The sequence below is a fragment of the Ruminococcus hominis genome, from assembly GCF_014287355.1.
GTDB classification, from domain to species: Bacteria; Bacillota; Clostridia; order Lachnospirales; family Lachnospiraceae; genus Schaedlerella; species Schaedlerella hominis.
Genome location: NZ_JACOPE010000001.1, coordinates 2999764 through 3018065 on the forward strand (window position 1 = coordinate 2999764; position 18302 = coordinate 3018065).

Consider the following 18302-nt stretch of genomic DNA (forward strand, 5'->3'; position numbering starts at 1 on the left):
ATGTATCTGAAAAGAAAAGTTTACGATCAGCTTCTGGATTGGAAAAACGATACCGTCCACAGCACCTTGGAAGTGAATGGTGCCAGACAGGTCGGAAAAACATATATTATCAATAAATTTGCGGATGAGAACTTCAGGCACAAGATCTACATTAACCTGTTTGATTTGTCCGGCAAACAATTTATGGAATGTTACAAAAAAGCCACAGACTGGACTCCCGGTACAAAACGACCGGAGCAGCCGCTTCACGATGCTTTTAAACTCTTCGATCCGGATTTTGAAGATACCAACGATACAGTCATCATTATTGATGAAATTCAGGAATCCTCAGAGATATTCAACCGTATCCGAGAATTTACCCGCTATTTTCAAGCGCATTTCATTGTAACTGGAAGTTATCTGGGACGTGTACTGGAACCGGAATTCAAATTCTCCAGTGGAGATATTACCAGTATCCGTATTTATACCCTTTCCTTTAAAGAGTTTTTGGAAGCATTGGATGACCAGCTTTTTCAGAAGTATCTATCACTTCCACTGGATCATGCAGATGACACCGTACCGGAACTATATGACGAATTAAAGAATGTTTACGACATCTATAGACAGATTGGCGGCTATCCAAAGGTTGTGGAAACATACCTTAACACAAAAGACGTGGAAGCAGCTCAAAAAGAGCTTGTTAGAATCATCCGCATTTTCTTAAACGAATCTATGCGGTACTTTGATGACATCACAGATATTAGTGTTTTTACCAACATCTTTTTAAGCATCTGCCGTATTCTGCTTCGTGAAAAGAAAGGATTAGATGAGGACAGTATAAGTGAAGAACTGCAAAAGCTCGTTACAAAGAATTACTCCAGTAATCTTTCTAAAGCAACCTGCTATCGTGCTATCAACTGGCTTTACCATTCTGGAATCATCGGTTTCTGTGGCAAAATCACAGAACTGGACATCTTGAATTTCAAACCGGGAAGCCGCTGCTTCTTCATGGATCTTGGAGTTGCATATTATTATCTCTCCAGAACTGGTGCTACTGTATCAACTATGGATGGCTCATTGAACGAAAACTATGTTTACATTAACTTGTCCAAACGCCAGGAATTCCCGGAAGAAATTATCTTTGAGACACCGGCTTTTGCTACTTATAAAGGTGGTGAAATTGATTTTGTAGCTCAGACATTGAAAACTCACATCCGCTATCTGATTGAAGTTAAAGCCGGTAAGGGAACTGCATCTACTGCCTTGAAGGCATTGGAACAGGGGAAGGCCAATAAACTACTATATCTGAAAGGTGATACCAAAGGCGGAACCGTTGGAAACGTACAAACACTTCCTATCTATCTGCTAGAACAATATCATTTTTAATCAAAGAAAGAATACTTCGAGCCGCCCATCCGGACGGCTCTTTTCATCTATATTCTTGTATATTTATTTTACTAACAGCGCATCATTCTTTGAAAGAAGATATATACAGTATTGATTCATACTGATGCCTTCTTTTTTTGAGTGTTCCGCCAGATCCCGGTGTAAGCTGCGTGGCATCCTTATTTTAAACTGTCCCGAATACTCTTCCAGGCTTCCCGGTTCGTGAATCTCAATCCCTTCTTCCAGTGCAGCTTCTAACCATGCTTTTTTTGCATCCGCTGCATTTTCAACTGCCCTTTCTATCGTCTCTCCACAGGTGATGCATCCCGGCAGTTCCGGATAAGAAACCACAAATCCACCTTCATCCTTATCTTCCACAATTTCCATGCGATAGGACATTGCCAAATAATCATTCAGTGTCTTCATCGTTTTTCGCCTCACTTTCTACAATCTGCTTTACCATTTCAACATAAATTTTCTTGATTGGTTCGTGTTTCGGTATTGTTATCGGCTGGCATCCCGCTTTACGGAATGTATAATGGCTGCTCCCACTTCTCGGAGCATTTATCTCATATCCATAACTTTCTAATACTTTTCTTAGTTCATCAAAACGAAGGTCTTTCGATAATGAGCAAATTCTTGTCAATAGTTTATCCCATTTCGACATCTTTAATGCCTCCTATCTATAGTATATGTGGTGTCATATGTGGTGTCAATCTGTTTTTCATCTTTCTTGGTCAAATAAGGCTGCAGCTCTTTCTTAGCAGCCGTCACAAATTCTTCTTTTCTCGAACTTACCATATAAATCTTCCAGAGCATCAGATTCAGCTTTTCCGCATCCACTGCTTTGCATTTCTTTTTAATCATGCGGATAAACGGATAGATTACCGTATCCGATAACTTGTTCCCAGCAATCAACATCGTTCCATCCGTTCCATATACCTCATACAGACATTCCAAAATACTCCCCAAATCTGTCACCAATCGGAATGCCGGCTTTTCATATTTCTTTTTAGCTTCCATCATATGCTCCTCCTACATTCGAACCGTCAGTCCACTGAGACTCGTCTTAGGAAGCCCTACCAGATACCAGTCTTCATCCATTTCAATCCGAACCGGAATCCATGCATCCTTTACCTTCACATCAAAACATTCTCCGCAATGAAGACCTCCATAATAAGATTCAATCCCAAACCGGATATCAAATCTTCCCATTGATGGATCATAAATTAAAGTACCTATTCTCTTTTCACTCATATTTCTTTCCTCCTGAAATTCTTTGGTCTATATAAGTAATAGGACTTTAATTTGCAGAATTTGAAAGTTCCGGGTATTTTTCATAAAAAGTTTTTCGATAGCGATAAAAAGTTGAGTGCGTCATTCCCAAATTTTTACGAAGCTGTGTAGGTGTCGTTTCTCCAGAAACTACGCTTTGAAAGTTCTCATCAAAAGTTTCCTGCTTCATCACACTTGGTCTTCCATAATCATCCCATTCGCCCCGCAATTTCTTCGCTTCTATCCCTTCCCGCTGTCGCTTCTCCTTTTTCTCCAGCTCTGCCTGCGCCATAGAAGCATAAAGCTCCAGCATCATGTTATTGATTGTTTCCAGCATCATCCTTGCCATCGCATTATCCATCACAGATAAATCCATAAGCGTAGTCGGCAGTTCCAGAACCATAAGCCGCACTCCCATGTTCTTAATCCGCTGGATCTGTTGCATGGTGTCATACTTGTTTCTTCCCAGTCTGTCCAATTCTGTAACAATCAAAATATCTCCCGGCCGCAGGACATCCTCCACTAAAACGGTATATCTCGGACGATTAAAATTCTTCCCTGTCTCCTGATCCGTAAAAATATTCGTAAGTGCCATCTCATGCTCGTTACAGTACCGCTCAATTTCCTGTATGCCACGGTCAAGATGCTGCTCCTTTGTACTGGTACGGTGATATCCATATATCTGCATCCACATTTCTCCTTTCCATGTCCCAAAATATCCACACTTTTATTGGTATATTTCAAAACTGTGTGTGTAACCTTTTTGAAATATAATCCCTCTTTCCGGAACGTACTTCTAAAATGTATACATTTTGGGATATGTTTCTTTTCTATTTCTGTACGTACCAGAGCCGAAAAGTGCAACAAATATGACAAAAAACTCCCAGAGGATGTTACTCCCCTGAGAGTGGTTGAAACTTATAGCCCACACCTCGGACGGTGCGGATGTAATTCCAGTTCCGTGAATCTACTTTTAACTTTTTACAAAGCTGGCTAATGCAGCACATAACCGCATTAGCACAGTCAATCGGTTCTTCCTTCCAGACATTACGATAAATCTCCTCGTGAGAGAATACCCAGCCAGGATGTTCTGTTAGATATTTTAGTACCGTAAATTCTTTCAGACTCAATTCAATCTTTTGATCATTCATAAAAACAGTATGACAGCGAATATCTATCTGTAGGTTTTTGTCTTTGTAATGCAATTTACTTTCCTCCTAATCTGTTTCACCTTATCACAGCTAATCTAAAATGCTATTATTAGACTGCCAAAACTCAAATTCAAAACCAGAGCAATGCTTTACCTGCAAATAGTCTGGTAATAGACCAGTAGAATCGCAATAGCTGCAAGAGCCAGAAACGGCAAACACATAATTACCGGGGCAGAGTGAAGTGATAAATAAGAACCACTGATTTTTTAGCATTTCAGCCGGATATACAAGCCATCCCCATAGATTGGTGACCGTTACTGTTAAAATTACAGCACTGCCTATATATGTGGCAGCTCCTTTCCGGGTAAAGTTAAAGTCGCAGACCTTTACGACCTACGGCTTAATAGTACGAAAAGACATTAACTTTTCTGTAAAAGAATTTGATGTACTTTATATGCTATATTCTAATCCAGGGATGGCTTTTACTAAACAACAGATTTATGAAGCAGTTTGGCATGAAAAAGCAAATGGTTATTTCCACGCCGTGGAAAACACTATTTTTCAAATACGCAAGAAGATAAAAAAGTATTCCAGCGACAAGAATTACATAAAAACAGTAGTTGGATATGGGTATAAATTTGAAGTTTAATCTGCAGGATATAAGGAGCACCGGGTTTGAGGGAGATTCCCCACTAAGAAAATTTCTATGTTCTGGCTACAAAGCCGGAACATAGGTCGGCATCCATCCCTGTTTCTTCCCAATCCTGCAGACCTAATAAGAAATCAGCTAGTGACTTCTTCATCAAAAGTCTTTTTTTAGAGAAATAATCCATTTTTCAATAGCATCCGCCAAAACTATCTGCTGTTGCAATACTGCCATACCAGTCTTAGGGATTTCCGGATCATTCTCTTTCTCTCGAAGATTTTCCTCCAGATAAGTTTTTAATATTTCAATATTTTCCTCAATACTGGCAATACATGATTGTTGACTTTCAGGCGGTAACTTATCCAAATTTACAATTACTGCATTAAAATCTAAAAAAAAGTGAATGGGTTTAGAGGCTGTTTCCATCATAAGCTTTACAAATTCTTTTTCGCCTTCATCTGTTAATGAATAAACTGCTTTTTCAGGCATCTTACCTTCTTTCACAATTTCTCCTTTAATGAAGCCTTTTTCCTCCAACTGAATTGCTTTTTTGTAAATGGATGGTGTACTGATTTTTACCCATTTTGATATATTACGATATTCCACTAATTTTTGAATATCATAGGCTCCCATCGGTTCCTTTTTCAATATTCCTAACACAATTAAATCTATTGTAGCCATAGTTCACCCACTTTCTATATCCACGAAAGCTATAAAATACTTACGGTTATATATACTGTAATTTATAGTATTTGATTTTATACCTCTTGTCAAGGAAATTGCAGGATACACGCTTGACAACTACTATAAATTATAGTAGTATTCTCTCACGTAGTATACTATAATTTATACTACTATAATTTATATTCTTAATTGAAAGGAGTATTTGAAATGAACAAGAATAACAACAAAATGGATTTATTAGGAAATGCACCTGTTCCCCAAGCACTAATGGCTCTTGGTATACCGATAATGATTGGTATGCTTATTAACGCTCTCTACAATTTGGTGGATGCTTATTTCATAGGAGGACTTGGCGAGAGTCAAATGGGTGCAATTTCCATTGCGTTTCCTTTAGGACAAGTAGTTGTTGGTTTAGGTCTGATGTTTGGCAATGGTGCCGCCTCCTACTTATCAAGACTTTTAGGGCGAGGAGATAGGGAAGCTGCAAGTAAAGTCGCCAGTACTGCATTATACAGCAGTGTTTGTATTGGCGCAGTTATTATTATCGGAACTGCAATTTTTTTGAAACCTATTTTAACCATGTTAGGTGCAACAGACACGATTATGCCATACGCCCTTTCTTATGGAAGAATCTATGTTATTTCATGTATTTTCAATGTATTTAATGTAACGATGAACAATATCGTTGCAAGTGAAGGCGCCGCAAAAACAACTATGTGTGCATTATTATTAGGAGCTGTATTGAATATTGGTTTAGATCCTATTTTCATCTATACTCTCGACATGGGGGTTGCTGGTGCGGCAATCGCTACAGCAATTTCTCAAATGGCTTCTACTCTTGTATATTTAATTTATGCATTACAGAAAAAAAGCGCTTTTACATTTTCCATTAAGGAATTTTGTCCTTCTAAGCAGATCATAACTGAAATTCTGAAAATCGGTATACCCACATTGACTTTCCAGCTTCTTACAAGCCTTTCTATCGCATTCATAAACCGGGAAGCTAATATCTATGGAGATGCTGTTATCGCCGGAATGGGCGCTGTTACAAGAATCACTTCAATGGGAACTCTGGTTGTGTTCGGCTTCTTAAAAGGTTTCCAACCAATTGCCGGCTTTAGCTATGGTGCCAAAAAGTTTGATCGGCTCAGGGAAGCAATTAAAACTTCTATCTTATGGTCAACAATATTTTGTGTAGTTGTGGGATTGACAATAGCCCTATTTTCCACACAGATTATTTCGCAATTTACAGAAGGCAATACAGAGATGATTTCTGTAGGTCAAAAATCGCTAATGGCAAATGGATTTTCCTTCTTCGTATTTGGATTTTACACAGTGTATTCTTCTCTGTTTCTTGCACTTGGAAAAGGCACCGCCGGATTCGTTCTTGGGGCTTGCCGACAAGGTATTTGCTTTGTTCCGATCATTCTGTTGCTCCCATCATTCTGGGGCATAAATGGAATACTATATGCACAACCGATTGCCGATGTAATTTCTGCTATTGTTACTGTGTTTATGGCTCTACATCTTCATAAAGAACTGGCAACAACAAAAGAGCATTAAAGCATCAGGCAACATAATAGATCAACACCGTCTGCCGCTTCGAACTGAGGCAATATCACCCTTCAAAAAACAATCACTCCCAGAGGATGTTACTCCCCTGAGAGTGATTGCAGCCTTTGTTTAAGATAACTTACTCAATTATCTGGAATCTCTGGATACACTGAAGCAATGTACTTACCAGTTCCTGATACAGATCTTCATCAAATCTGCCATTCACAATCGCATTCTTAATTAAAAGCGGCTTATATATCTCTAAAATCTTCAGTACCGCATCTGTATTTCCTTCTTTTGCCTTTAAAAGTAATCGTTCAAAATTCATTAGTTTTCACCTCCCATCACCTTGCGGATCTTCCGGATTGCATAATAATAAATACCCTTGCATCGCTCCTCTGATAACCCGTTTAGCCTGCTCATTTCCTCAAAAGTACGTTCTTCAAACACATGCTGGTAAATCAGCTTCCGTTCTTCATCCCGCAGCGTATGAAGCGCTTTCATCAGTCTTTCATCTGACATCTTATTCCATTCTGGATATTTCCCCTGTGCCTCCTGCAATAAAAGCTGCTCCCTCGTTTGGTTCTCCAGCAATTCTTCGATTACAATTCTTGCCTCCATCTGTCCAATATCCTCCAACAGTTCTTCTGCATCAGCCATCTGGATTTTCTTCTCCAGATAATCATGTCGTTTTCCACGGACAAACTGTATCAGATATGCTGTAAAGTGATTTTGTATCTTTGATCCTGTATATGTTTTTTTGTTCATTTGTTTTATCCTCCGAAATTTTTTATCACGTTCCAAAAAATTCCGAGGATGGCGGTGAGCGGCAACAAAACGTGACACTGCCTTCATTTTTTCGAAAAAAAGAAAGGCTGGACCACTCTATTCGTAGTCCAGCCGATACTTCTCTTTCTATGTAATTGTGTAGGATATGCGATGATAGTATCTCATATACTGCATATTCTAACTTCTCTCCGACACATTGTATGGATAAGATTTTTTTAACAGATTCAGTTCCTCTTTGGCTTTTATCTTATGCTGTCCATTCATGTCTGTCGTACTTACTTCCATGTTTCTCTATTTGTGCATGTGTTATCCTGCTTATCATAACGCACTTTAACGCATTTCGTATAGTGTTAATCTACGATAAAATATATGCATTAAGTGAGGTGATATAGATGGTGAAAAAATTATTGGGAGATGCAGTCAGGGAAGAACGTCTCCGCCGCAATCTTTCGCAAAACAGCCTTGCGGAACAGGCAAAGATTTCTTTACGGACTGTCTCTGATATTGAAAACTATATTGGCAATCCACAGTTGGAAACACTTTATGCCTTGGCAACTTACTTACATATTTCCATAGATGCTATATTTTCTAACCAGAAAACGAACCCGGATTCTACCATGCAGCAAATCATGGCAGAACTAAATTCCTGCCCGGAGGAGCAGAAACAGCTTGCCCTTTCTACACTGCGTGGACTTCTGGATGGATTCAAGAACCTAAGTTAAGGCTCTCCCGTATCCTTCATCATCTACACATTATACAAAGACAATCTGTGAGTAATCTGTGAATAGTCTGTGAGTTTTCTGTCTATTCCCATTCTGATACAAAGAACAGGAGAGTACACTGCCATAAGCATGTGTATCTCTCCTGCTTTTTTATGCCCTGCGAAATGCACTGATAGCATCCACTACATTCTGTCTCATAGTCTGATCCATCCGCAGCGGTTCTTCTTCCATCAAATCAACTTCTGTGGGCATTTCTCTATTTATCTTAGAAACGTCCTGCCCTTCCAATACCTTTCTTACTTCTTCCCGGATGATTTGCTGCATCATTGGCCGGAGCATATCCGGTTCCATGCTTATACTGCCATTACCTGTCTCATCCGTTCTTCCCGTATATGCCAGAATTGCCGCAACGATCAGTTTTGCTTTTTTCTCTGTCGTATTCAGAAGTTCTGTCACATACACGTGATCTGGATCCGACTTATCAAAACCAATAGTGAATACAAACGGATTTTTCTTTCCCATAAAATCACACTCCAGCCTGTGTCATGCGATACAAAAGATCATATCCATCGGCATTTGCTTTCATATCCCGGATAAAGGTATGTTTTCCCAACCGGTCTGCCTGCTCCAGAAATCGTTCCAGAAGCACTGCTCCGCCGCCGATAAACACCGTATAAGTAGATTTTGTATCAATGCCCCGCTCTCGGATGCTGTTCAGAAGATCGGTAACAAAATTCTGAACCATGGTTTCTACTGCCTGTACAACAGCTTCCTCATAATACTGCGTTTTTCCCTTGATGATACTGTCGATATCTGCCTCCTCCAGAAGCATGTCATATTCACTGTTAATACTGGAAATGATATCGTTATACATGGTAATCACACCTTTTTCCAGAGAATCACAATAATCCATATCCGGTCTGCCACTTCTCATCAGAAGATAATCAGAAGTAAATCCGCCAATATCAATCCCTACGACTTTCGGAATCTCACGGATTTCCATCATCCTCGTCATCATGGCTGCATAATCCTGCGGAAACGCCATTACATTCTGTATACAGAGGTGATAGACTTTATCGTTGAAGCACAGTTCCTGCACCTTCCCGTCCCCTTTGAAATAGCGTTCATATCTCTCACAAAGCTCTGCAAAATGCTTCGGCGGAAGCCCAATCGGAAGTTCCACCTGAATGACATCCTCCGGCTGGATCTGGCTTTTCTGCTCCAGCTCCATTGCAATGGCAAATAAGGTCAGAATCCAGAATCGGTTCCGGCTGTCCTGCGTCTTGTCCCTCTGGTACGGAATCCGCTTCTCACTAAGGGTATAATACTTTCCCTGATATTTCAGATACTTCTCTCCCCTGGCAGGCTTTTTATCCTGTTCCGTCAGTCCTGTGGTAAAGATAAAATGACAGGTTTTCATGTTCCGGTTCCCGTGATCCACGGCTACTCTTAATTTTTTAATCATAATGATTTCACTCCTTTGTATTTGATACTTATTCTGTACGTAGGAGGTACCTAGAGTGCAACTCTTTATAATCCATTTTCTTATTTTACCAATCAAAAAATTCAAAAAACAAAAATTAAAAATTATCTTTTTTAATTTTTTAAATAAATGCAACCGTTACAATATTTACTGTGTATCTTATTACAAAGGGAACCTTGGAAAGGAGTCGTGTACATATATGAAGGCTTATAAAAAAATAATCAGTTTTATCCTAACACTCGTTATGATGCTGTCGCTAAGTGTTAATGTTTTTGCAGCAGAGCCACTTACAGATGACCCTAATATGATTGAATGGAAGTACACTGTGTTTGCTGACGAAAGCCTGCAGAAAGTTGTTGAAGAAGGTGTTATTCCAAATGCATATGCCCGATATACTTGGCGCGGAATCACATTGAAAAATGGCGAAGTCGCCATATTAACACCATCAAATAACAGTATGGGACTTTATTGTAATAGCGGCAGATACATAACTATAAATTACACTTTGAGCCGTTCTGCTTTTCATCGTTCAAGAGTACGCGCATACGTAGCTGGACCTTCATCAGAATTTGTGCGTGAGATTACAGCAAGTGGTTTGCGTTCAGGATTTACGACACAGGCAACAGATTACTATTACGGCATGGTAACTAATCTGTCCTCTGATGCCTTTACAATCAAATCATTTTCTATTACATTTTAATAGTGGAAAATATTTCAAGTGCTGGTGAGTACTTATCCTGATTTTAATTGAAGCTTTTTAACTTGGTTTCTCGGTTCCCTTTTTTGAAAATACACATTCCCATTATTAAACCACTGCTATAGTATTCACTGAATTTATGAGGTAGAAGCATGTTATTTAACATAGATGAGAAACAACTGATGCTCGAACTAAAAAATAAAGATGAGCGCGCTTTAAAAATATGTATGAACAAATACTACAGATATGTTGTATACATAGTCGAGAATATTATTGGAAGTGCTTTGCCATATGAAGACAAGGAGGAGGTCGTGTCTAATGTTTTTGTAGCTCTATGGAATTACAGTGCAGATTTAGATACAGATAACTACAGCACATTCAAACCCTATTTAGGAACAATCGCAAGAAACATGGCAAAAAACGCATTACGAAAAACCTCTAAGATGCATTTTGAAAATTACGAAGATGCGTTTCAGGTTGGAACGAACGAACATATTGAATACGGGCCGTTAAAAGAAGAAGTAATCAAATGCTTAAAAGAAAGCATATATGAACTATCAGTTGACGAAAGAAAATGTTTTATCTCGTACTACTATTACACTAAGACAATCGCTGTAATAGCAGAAGAAACCGGATTAAAAGAATCTACAGTAAAATCCAAACTGTTACGCGGACGTAAAAAATTAAAACTAAAAATGGAAAAGAAGGGATTTAGATATGAAGACTGTAAAATTTTCTTTGAATGAGTTAATGAGTGAAATTGATGAATCTTTTATTGAGGAAGTGTATTTTCATGATTGCAATAAAATACTGAAAAAATATTCCAAACAAAAGATACGTCAAAATGTATTTTGTAAAACAGCTTCAAAACATAAGCCTTTAAAGTTCACTTATAGAACTGCAATTATTGTAACTGTGGTTTCAGTGTTTTTGTGTATGCCTGTATATGCTGCAATCAGTCATCTGTTAACATCGGCTTTAATTGATGACAGCAATCGACATTTAATCGGGACAGAAACCAATGATAGAAGCTACATCATATTAAAAGACGGTGTATATACCAATGAAAATGGGAAAGTTGTTGATATTGAGGAATTAGCCAAATCTTCATCAGAATTTCCTGAAAGCAGAATTGTTAAAAGCAGTCTGATGCCTAATTTCATACCATCATCAATAGTAGAGATTCCTACTGATAAATCAGATGAAATGTATATCATTCCAGAAATAATTCTAATCAACAATTCACTTTGTGTACTTACACAAGACAATGGAAAGGGATGGGAACTAACTGATAAAGATAATATAGTCATTTCGTTTGATAAATATAAATCAGACATTACAGTATCCCAAGATTTGATTATCGGTTATGTAAAAGACGGGATAATGTATGAAGGAGAAGTGTTCGATGAACTGAGTGGAAAATATAGTTTCTCACCAGATGAAAAAGGGGAATATTTTTTCTATCTGCTTAGCGGAAGTTCCGATTATCTATCTCTTAAAAGCGGTAATCTGGAGGTAAATTAAATGTTGCTTTTGCGGGACTTCAGCATACCAATTAACTTTAGTATAAGGACGGGAAGACCTCTTCCGTACAGGAATAGGTCTTCTTGCTGTCTCCGTGCATGCTTTAAAGTATAAATAGGCTTTAATCTGGATACAATTTCAACTGCATCGTTGATACACGCTGTGTTTATCTCGTTTACTGTATCATTCATAAGAATTTAATTGGTTATGTTTATTGTGATGATAGAGTAGCCTTTGTTTTGAACATCTTCCTTGAAAGATTTGTAAACGATACTGTAGATTATCATATTCATTATGTCGGCGTAGATTCTTTAGATGAAGAATGTATTGAATGCAGAAAATACTCTGATTATTGTGAACATATTTTACCTGCTTTCTGGATAGATGACGATTTTTGTGAATAATGAAACACTGGTGTTTGGTTATTCAAAATTTAAGCTGATAGATACTGGTGTTAAGTATATTAATCCGAAGCATTTTTCCGTAAAAAACTTTGTAAAGTATTGCAGATTCAATAAAGAGTGAAATTACAGTAAAATAAAAGATAGTTTTTTCGTTCCTTTGTTATGCCATTGTTCTACGCCGGAATCTTTTCTGCCATCTCCGGCAGGCACTTCTCAAATAATTCCCGATATCTTCGATACCCTTCATCCCGGAGTGGACCTTGCAGTGATGTCAGAGACCAAAGGAGAAGCTCTTCCTCTTCCACAGCATACGGAGAGGTATAGACAAATTTTTTCCCGTCAAAATGCGGTTTTGATAACTTCAGTATTTCCGTAATCTCTCCTTTTGTTTCCGCCTGCATAATCATTTCCACTTTCTTCCGATGGAACTCGCAGACGATGCTCTCCAGAAATCCCTGCTTCAGATAAAATTCCGCCCTTCTATAAAGTTTTACAAGAGCCTCCACTCTTTCATCAAATAACTTGTCCTTTTCACTGACTATCATCTGTGCCAGTGCGTTTGCATGTTCCATAACCAATGCTGTTCCCATTACATTTCCTCCCATAATAAAAGCTGGCATAAGAAATTTCTTCTCACACCAGCACGATTCTTTTATTCCTCTGTGATGATCTCACTGCTTAATTTTCCATGTACCAGATAGCGATAATTCCGTCTGGAATTGACACAGGTAGACAGCGTAACTATCCGATCCGTTGCCGACAGCTCGGTGCCGGTATCATAATCCCTATAAGAAGACACCGTATCCAGAAACGTCTGAAAATCTTCCGCTTCCGGGAAATGATACCTATATCCCTCACTTCCGGTTCTTCCCGCATAGCAGGAAAAGATACGATACTTGAGGATCTTGTCCGGCAAATAGAGATAAAACTCCGGATGTTGTTCAAATAGCTCTTTGTCTTGGTACTTATCCAGAGTTCCGAACATGCTCCCGTTTTTCATATTATGCCCGTACACGATCGTATTCTGATCCGTAAAGTCCGGCTGATTATGGCAGTCCACAAAGATGCTCCCGTTGATATTGGATTCTCCCGAAAAAAGGTGATGAAGATAATATGCATTATCTTTCCCCTGTACCACCGGATAACTAATATCCAGTGCCGGAATCTGAATCCACGCTATGACATCCGGATTAACCGCTTTTAAACCTGCAAAATCAATTTCTAGATACCTATTCTTAGGTTCCTCCTTTTCTTTCTCAGACTCCGGTGATTCTTCTTCCTCTGGTTCCTGAACATATTCCTGCAGTTTCTCGTAACTTACGTCCCCTTTCTGATACTTCAGATAAGCACCAAAGAGTTTTCCTGCCGCTGCGAGAAAAACAAGCAACAGGCAGATAATGAGTCCTGCAAGAACCGTATTTCCTTTTTTTCTCATGATTGTTCTCCTTTCGGAAGAGCCGAAGTCTGTGCCCCGGTTCCTTCCTTCTGTTTGATGGCGGCTAAATAGTCATCAATCCCCTTGTGTTTCCCGTTCCACTCCCCGCTCTCGTCCATATCCCAGACCATCCGGTTCATCGGCAGGGAAAGCTCCCGGCAGATTTCATAGACCTTATTGCAGCCGTTCTGGATAATCCTCCGTTTCTCCGCCTTATGCTGGCAGATAACAGGGGAACGCTCAAAACAGACCGCACACTTACTGTCATGCTTATTGCAGGCTACTTTCATCTTCTTATCCATGTCATACGCCTCCAAAAGCTGTTTCATCCCATATCCTTTCATCCGCTCCAGCACCGGTTTCAGATTCCGGTACTGGTTCACTCCGGCAACGCACACAAAGGTAGCGCCGGACAGATAATGGGCTATGGTCCCTTTTAAGGCTCCTTCGGTCAGATAGACACGTTCTGCGGCAAGATCACCGATCACATGTACCGGACTTCCGGAGGAAACTCCCTGGTCATAATTGACACTGGACAGCCAGATATATTTTTTCGTGTCAGTCACATGATCTACCCGGATCTGAAAACCCTGGATGAACCCGTCCAAAGAAACTATGGGAATCAGGATTCCTGAGTTTTCTGCTTTGAAGTTAATCGTCCAGTTTCCGTCTGTATCCCGGTAGAATCCCGGCACGCCTTTCACCATATATCCTTCTTCTGCCAGCCTTTTGACCAGCTTCTTCATTCCAAACAGCGGGACACTCCGGTAACGCTGTGCTTCGATCTGTTCCGGTTTTAATCCTCGTCTTTGCAGATCCTCCTGATGCTTCCTGTTAAGCGTGAGCATGGACAGCATTCTCTGATACGTCCGGTGGATTTCCTCTATGGGTGCAAGCTCTGCCGTTGCCTTTTCTTCCTGTACCGGCGTTGCTTTGATATAATCCGTCCGGTATTCTCCTTTTCCTAATGCTTCCCGGATCTGCTGATTTGCTTCGGAGAGTGTAACATTGTGCAAATCCGCATAAAGCTTCAGCATCCCCCCGGACGCATCACAGCGGTTGCACCGGAATACATTCTTTTCCACATTGATATTCAGTTTTCCATGCGTCTCTCCACAAAACGGGCAGTCATAATAGTTTCCCCGCCGCTTTCTGAGATGCAGCACCTGCACCACATCCAGTATTCCATAATCAAACCCAGACATATCATAATACATCCCGGTCTCTTCCTCCTTTCCCCCGCAGAAAAAAGCTCTCTGCGGGGTTCTTCCTTAACCAGCCATCGGCATTGCTTTTTGTAAAATTACCTTTGCTGCCGCCGGAACCAGATTGTTCGGTCCGGAATATTGCTCGGCAAACCACTGGATCGTTGACGGGCTTTCAACTGCCACCTGTCCCATGGTCTTTCCGCCGTATTTTCCCTTTCCCGGAATCACAGTCCCGACTGCCATTTCATAGTTCATGTGTTTCATCAGTTCTTCTACCGGAAGGGACGTATCCAGATTCTGTAATGCTCCCTGCAGCATCTGTCCGGTCTTTGGCGGCGTAGAGGCAGCCGGAGCGGAACCGTAGCCAGGCATTTGTCCACTGCCATGGTAAATGGTGCTTCCCGCCGCCTGTGCCTGCTGATAGAACTGATTCATCATCTGCTGGCCTGCATATTCCGGCTGACCTGGCATCTCTCCATAAGTTGGCATAGGGGCATTTGGCATGACACCCGAATCCGGCATGGCTGCATTTTCCATGGCACCTGAATCCGGCATCTGTGGATTCTGATATGGAATTCCGGCATCTACCTGTGCAGGATCATTTTCCTCTCCCACATCCGCAAACTGCACACCATATCCGGCATCCGATAATGCCCTTCCTACGGCTGCTGTTTCTGCCATTTCCAGAAATTTGTCTCCAAACTTCGGGTCATCGCTCCGGAATTTCTGCGAAAAGGAATTGGCTACATAATTGTCTTCCTGATCACATTTATCCAGATAGATACGTGCTTCCACAACTGCCATGTTCTCTGTGAAAGTGATAATCCGGCTGATGATCTTTCCTGCCGGATTGACCAGACGAAACCATAGCTTCCGGTATTTCACATCCAGATAAAGCTGCTCCTCCTGCCCTTCTTCTCCAATCTTTCTTGCCAGTTCCATCGGATGGAAGCCATCCACACGGTTCAAAGCGGCAACTGCCTCTGATTTCTTATACAATAATTCTTTCATTCTCTGCTCCTTTCATTTAGAAAAGCAGACGTTCCCCTATATAAGAGTAATAGTCCGCTTATTTCAAAAATTGAAAAATATTTTTAAACAACAAGTTTTAACTGCTCCATTTCCGGTTTCTGTTCACTCTGATACTGATCGTAATACTGTACGATCCGCTCACTCAGAATGGTGTTCCTTGTCCCGCTGTCATCCGTATGGATTGCCTGACAGACTGCAGCCCATTCCCCTACCAGATAAACCTTGCTTTTCGCTCTGGTCACTCCGGTATAGAGAATATTGCGCTTCAGCATCATATAAAAGGCTTTTACCCAAGGGATGATGACAACCGGACATTCGGAACCCTGTGCCTTATGGATGGTTGTTGCGTTAGCATGTTCGATCATTTCCATCTGGTCAGCTTCATATTGCACCTGCCGCCCATCCGGGAATCCGATCACTGCCCTGGCATTTCCATCCTCATCCGTGATACAGTCCAGTATCCTGCCCAGATCGCCGTTACTCGCCATCTCGGTATTTTTATTCTGTAAAATCTTATCGCCAACCCGGAACACCTGACTGCCGATATGCAGTTCCTTCTTCCCTGCGATTGGCGGATTTACAAAATCCTCCAGAGATTTGTTCAATTCATCCACTCCGGCAGCACTGCGTTTCCGATACGGAGTCAGGATCTGTACCTGATCCATGCCGTTTTTTGCAATCTCGTCCAGATAAATCCTCCGGACAATCTCTGCCGCTTCATCTGCTCCTTTACAGGCAATGAACTGAAAATCCTCCCCAAAGCTCAGATTAGTCTTATTCTCCTGCATCAGTTTTGCATTATAAGGTATGCTGCTCAAAGCGCCCTGCCGGTAAACCAGATCCAGTACCGTGACCGGAATCAGCCCGCAGGCAATCAGTTGCCGGAACACATCCCCGGCTCCTACGGATGGAAGCTGGTTCTTATCCCCGACTAAAAGGACTCTGGCATGTCTGCTAACCCGCCGGAAAAATTCATAGGCAAGATGCATGTCCACCATGGACACCTCATCTACATTTAGAAATCCGGCAGACAGGTACTCAAAATCCGGTTCAAAATCCGTATCATCTCCCAAAAGCCCCAGGGCCAGATGCATCGTGGATGCATTTTCACAGCCGGTACTCTCCACCATACGTCTTGCCGCACGTCCGGTCGGAGCCATAAGCTGTACCTCTGACCTGCATAACGCCTGATGGATATAGAGAATCACCTTGAGAACCGTTGTCTTTCCGGTTCCGGGACCTCCGGTAATAATACTGATGGGATGTGCAAACACCATCCGCACTGCCTGTTTCTGTGTTTCTGACAGCGTGATCCCCAGTGTCTTCTGTGCCTTTTCCAGCTCCGGTTCAATGGACAGCAAAACCGGCTTCTCCAAAAGCCGTCTGGCTATCATGGAAGCGGTCTGTGTTTCTTCTTCATACTGCCGGATAGAATAGATCCGTTCTTCCTCCACAACAATGCTTTTTTGCAGCACCAGCCGGTAAAGCACCTGACTGACATCCTGCTCCGATACTGCCATGACCTGCAGATCCCGGTTCAGTATTTCCAGTGCTTCCCTGATAACCTCCTGACGCTGCTTAAACAGATGTCCTTCTTTCATTGCCTGATTCATGATATGTCCGATGCACCCGGATATCCGCATGGGATCATTGAGTGCACAGCAGCACTGTCTTCCGATCGCATCCACAGTCAGAAACCCGAAGCCTTTGACTGCACTCAGCATGTAAGGGCGGTGCCGGATAATATCCACCGATTCATTTCCGAATTTCTTCAGAATCATATTCACTTTTTTGGGTGTTACCTTAAAAGGCGCCAGAAACGTCATCAGTTCCCGGAACACCTGGTTTTTTCCATAGGACTCCACAATAGCAGCCAGCTTCTTCTCGGAAATTCCACGGATCTTCAAGAGTTCCTGCGGGTTGTTTTCCATGATTTCCAGTGTCTGAAGCCCAAACTTCCGGAAAATAGTATCTGCCATCTTGGGACCGATACCTTTGATTGCACCGGAAGAAAGGTATCCTAAGATACCCTCCTTTGTCCGTGGTACAACCTCCATGAAATTTTCCACCTGATACTGAGTTCCATGCTCTCCGCTCTCCCATCTGCCTTCCATCTCAAGCTCAATCTCGTCTGTAAGCGGAAGACCGAATCCAATCGCTGAGAAGCCGATGATATTCCGGGATGCCAGATATTTGTCTCTGGCTGACAGGGGGACAGACGTATCCTGTGTGGTGAATATGGCAATCGTATACCCATTCTCCTCATTCTGGAAAATCTTATGTTTAAATCTGCACCTCATTGTTTATATCCCTCCAGCTTTTTATCCGCATCC

The 18302-nt window shown here is 41.2% G+C and carries 23 protein-coding genes; 7 read left to right on the top strand and 16 right to left on the bottom strand.

The window, feature by feature from the left end:
* On the top strand, nt 1–1365 hold the full coding sequence (locus tag H8S40_RS13600) for an ATP-binding protein (RefSeq protein ID WP_005333425.1): 1365 nt from the start codon (nt 1–3) through the stop codon (nt 1363–1365).
* Nucleotides 1366–1428: 63 nt separating this feature from the next.
* Here the strand turns inward: H8S40_RS13600 and H8S40_RS13605 are convergent, their stop codons facing one another.
* The 6 genes from H8S40_RS13605 to H8S40_RS13630 all read right to left on the bottom strand — a co-directional run bounded on the left by H8S40_RS13605 (nt 1429) and on the right by H8S40_RS13630 (nt 3845).
* Nucleotides 1429–1791 carry a type II toxin-antitoxin system HicB family antitoxin gene (locus tag H8S40_RS13605; protein WP_005333424.1) on the bottom strand — a complete coding sequence of 121 codons (363 nt, stop codon included), beginning with the start codon at nt 1789–1791 and terminating at the stop codon, nt 1429–1431.
* On the bottom strand, nt 1775–2032 hold the full coding sequence (locus H8S40_RS13610) for a type II toxin-antitoxin system HicA family toxin (RefSeq protein WP_005333422.1): 258 nt from the start codon (nt 2030–2032) through the stop codon (nt 1775–1777). The genes H8S40_RS13605 and H8S40_RS13610 overlap by 17 nt, the downstream gene beginning before the upstream one ends.
* A gap of 2 nt (nt 2033–2034) precedes the next feature.
* Complete coding sequence (locus H8S40_RS13615; protein WP_005333420.1) at nt 2035–2391, bottom strand: hypothetical protein; 357 nt, start codon at nt 2389–2391, stop codon at nt 2035–2037.
* Between the two features lie 9 nt (nt 2392–2400).
* Nucleotides 2401–2622, bottom strand: a complete 222-nt coding sequence (locus tag H8S40_RS13620) for a DUF5348 domain-containing protein (RefSeq protein ID WP_005333419.1) — start codon at nt 2620–2622, stop codon at nt 2401–2403.
* A gap of 46 nt (nt 2623–2668) precedes the next feature.
* The gene (locus H8S40_RS13625; RefSeq protein WP_040015506.1) at nt 2669–3328 is read right to left on the bottom strand and encodes a recombinase family protein; all 660 of its coding nucleotides are present in this window, start codon (nt 3326–3328) and stop codon (nt 2669–2671) included.
* A gap of 205 nt (nt 3329–3533) precedes the next feature.
* Nucleotides 3534–3845, bottom strand: a complete 312-nt coding sequence (locus H8S40_RS13630; protein ID WP_243238263.1) for a winged helix-turn-helix domain-containing protein — start codon at nt 3843–3845, stop codon at nt 3534–3536.
* A 292-nt stretch (nt 3846–4137) separates the two neighbouring features.
* Between H8S40_RS13630 and H8S40_RS16345 the strand changes: the two genes are divergently transcribed.
* Complete coding sequence (locus tag H8S40_RS16345; RefSeq protein WP_226861513.1) at nt 4138–4440, top strand: winged helix-turn-helix domain-containing protein; 303 nt, start codon at nt 4138–4140, stop codon at nt 4438–4440.
* A 153-nt stretch (nt 4441–4593) separates the two neighbouring features.
* Here the strand turns inward: H8S40_RS16345 and H8S40_RS13640 are convergent, their stop codons facing one another.
* Complete coding sequence (locus H8S40_RS13640) at nt 4594–5118, bottom strand: PadR family transcriptional regulator (protein ID WP_005333410.1); 525 nt, start codon at nt 5116–5118, stop codon at nt 4594–4596.
* Between the two features lie 210 nt (nt 5119–5328).
* On the opposite strand from H8S40_RS13640, the gene H8S40_RS13645 reads away from it, so the two are divergent.
* On the top strand, nt 5329–6684 hold the full coding sequence (locus H8S40_RS13645) for an MATE family efflux transporter (protein WP_005333407.1): 1356 nt from the start codon (nt 5329–5331) through the stop codon (nt 6682–6684).
* 130 nt (nt 6685–6814) lie between these two features.
* On the opposite strand, the gene H8S40_RS13650 is transcribed toward H8S40_RS13645, so the two are convergent.
* Both H8S40_RS13650 and H8S40_RS13655 read right to left on the bottom strand, forming a co-directional pair.
* Complete coding sequence (locus H8S40_RS13650) at nt 6815–7003, bottom strand: helix-turn-helix domain-containing protein (protein WP_186865425.1); 189 nt, start codon at nt 7001–7003, stop codon at nt 6815–6817.
* Nucleotides 7003–7443 (bottom strand): sigma factor-like helix-turn-helix DNA-binding protein, encoded by a 441-nt coding sequence (locus tag H8S40_RS13655; protein WP_023921559.1) that lies wholly within the window; start codon nt 7441–7443, stop codon nt 7003–7005. Before H8S40_RS13655 ends, H8S40_RS13650 begins: the two co-directional genes overlap by 1 nt.
* 413 nt (nt 7444–7856) lie before the next feature.
* On the opposite strand from H8S40_RS13655, the gene H8S40_RS13660 reads away from it, so the two are divergent.
* Nucleotides 7857–8186 carry a helix-turn-helix transcriptional regulator gene (locus tag H8S40_RS13660; protein WP_005333402.1) on the top strand — a complete coding sequence of 110 codons (330 nt, stop codon included), beginning with the start codon at nt 7857–7859 and terminating at the stop codon, nt 8184–8186.
* A 150-nt stretch (nt 8187–8336) separates the two neighbouring features.
* On the opposite strand, the gene H8S40_RS13665 is transcribed toward H8S40_RS13660, so the two are convergent.
* On the bottom strand, nt 8337–8708 hold the full coding sequence (locus tag H8S40_RS13665; RefSeq protein WP_005333400.1) for a hypothetical protein: 372 nt from the start codon (nt 8706–8708) through the stop codon (nt 8337–8339).
* Between the two features lie 4 nt (nt 8709–8712).
* Complete coding sequence (locus H8S40_RS13670; RefSeq protein ID WP_020436706.1) at nt 8713–9651, bottom strand: ParM/StbA family protein; 939 nt, start codon at nt 9649–9651, stop codon at nt 8713–8715.
* A 217-nt stretch (nt 9652–9868) separates the two neighbouring features.
* Between H8S40_RS13670 and H8S40_RS13675 the strand changes: the two genes are divergently transcribed.
* From H8S40_RS13675 to H8S40_RS13685, 3 genes are all read left to right on the top strand, one after another.
* Entirely contained in the window at nt 9869–10369 is a 501-nt protein-coding gene (locus H8S40_RS13675) for a hypothetical protein (RefSeq protein WP_020436705.1), read from the top strand.
* Between the two features lie 149 nt (nt 10370–10518).
* On the top strand, nt 10519–11112 hold the full coding sequence (locus H8S40_RS13680; RefSeq protein WP_020436704.1) for an RNA polymerase sigma factor: 594 nt from the start codon (nt 10519–10521) through the stop codon (nt 11110–11112).
* Complete coding sequence (locus tag H8S40_RS13685) at nt 11084–11890, top strand: hypothetical protein (RefSeq protein ID WP_109215051.1); 807 nt, start codon at nt 11084–11086, stop codon at nt 11888–11890. The genes H8S40_RS13680 and H8S40_RS13685 overlap by 29 nt, the downstream gene beginning before the upstream one ends.
* A 577-nt stretch (nt 11891–12467) precedes the next feature.
* Here H8S40_RS13685 and H8S40_RS13690 read toward each other — a convergent pair.
* From H8S40_RS13690 to recD2, 5 genes are all read right to left on the bottom strand, one after another.
* Nucleotides 12468–12914 carry a hypothetical protein gene (locus H8S40_RS13690; protein WP_005333384.1) on the bottom strand — a complete coding sequence of 149 codons (447 nt, stop codon included), beginning with the start codon at nt 12912–12914 and terminating at the stop codon, nt 12468–12470.
* Nucleotides 12915–12946: 32 nt separating this feature from the next.
* A complete protein-coding gene (gene srtB / locus H8S40_RS13695; protein WP_005333383.1) occupies nt 12947–13729 on the bottom strand; it encodes a class B sortase in 783 nt (260 codons plus the stop codon).
* Nucleotides 13726–14946 (bottom strand): CHC2 zinc finger domain-containing protein, encoded by a 1221-nt coding sequence (locus H8S40_RS13700; RefSeq protein ID WP_005333381.1) that lies wholly within the window; start codon nt 14944–14946, stop codon nt 13726–13728. The genes srtB and H8S40_RS13700 overlap by 4 nt, the downstream gene beginning before the upstream one ends.
* 54 nt (nt 14947–15000) lie before the next feature.
* Nucleotides 15001–15948, bottom strand: coding sequence for a hypothetical protein (locus H8S40_RS13705; RefSeq protein WP_005333375.1), 948 nt, complete (start codon nt 15946–15948; stop codon nt 15001–15003).
* Between the two features lie 83 nt (nt 15949–16031).
* Nucleotides 16032–18269, bottom strand: a complete 2238-nt coding sequence (gene recD2, locus H8S40_RS13710) for an SF1B family DNA helicase RecD2 (protein WP_117613308.1) — start codon at nt 18267–18269, stop codon at nt 16032–16034.
* Nucleotides 18270–18302: the final 33 nt, after the last annotated feature.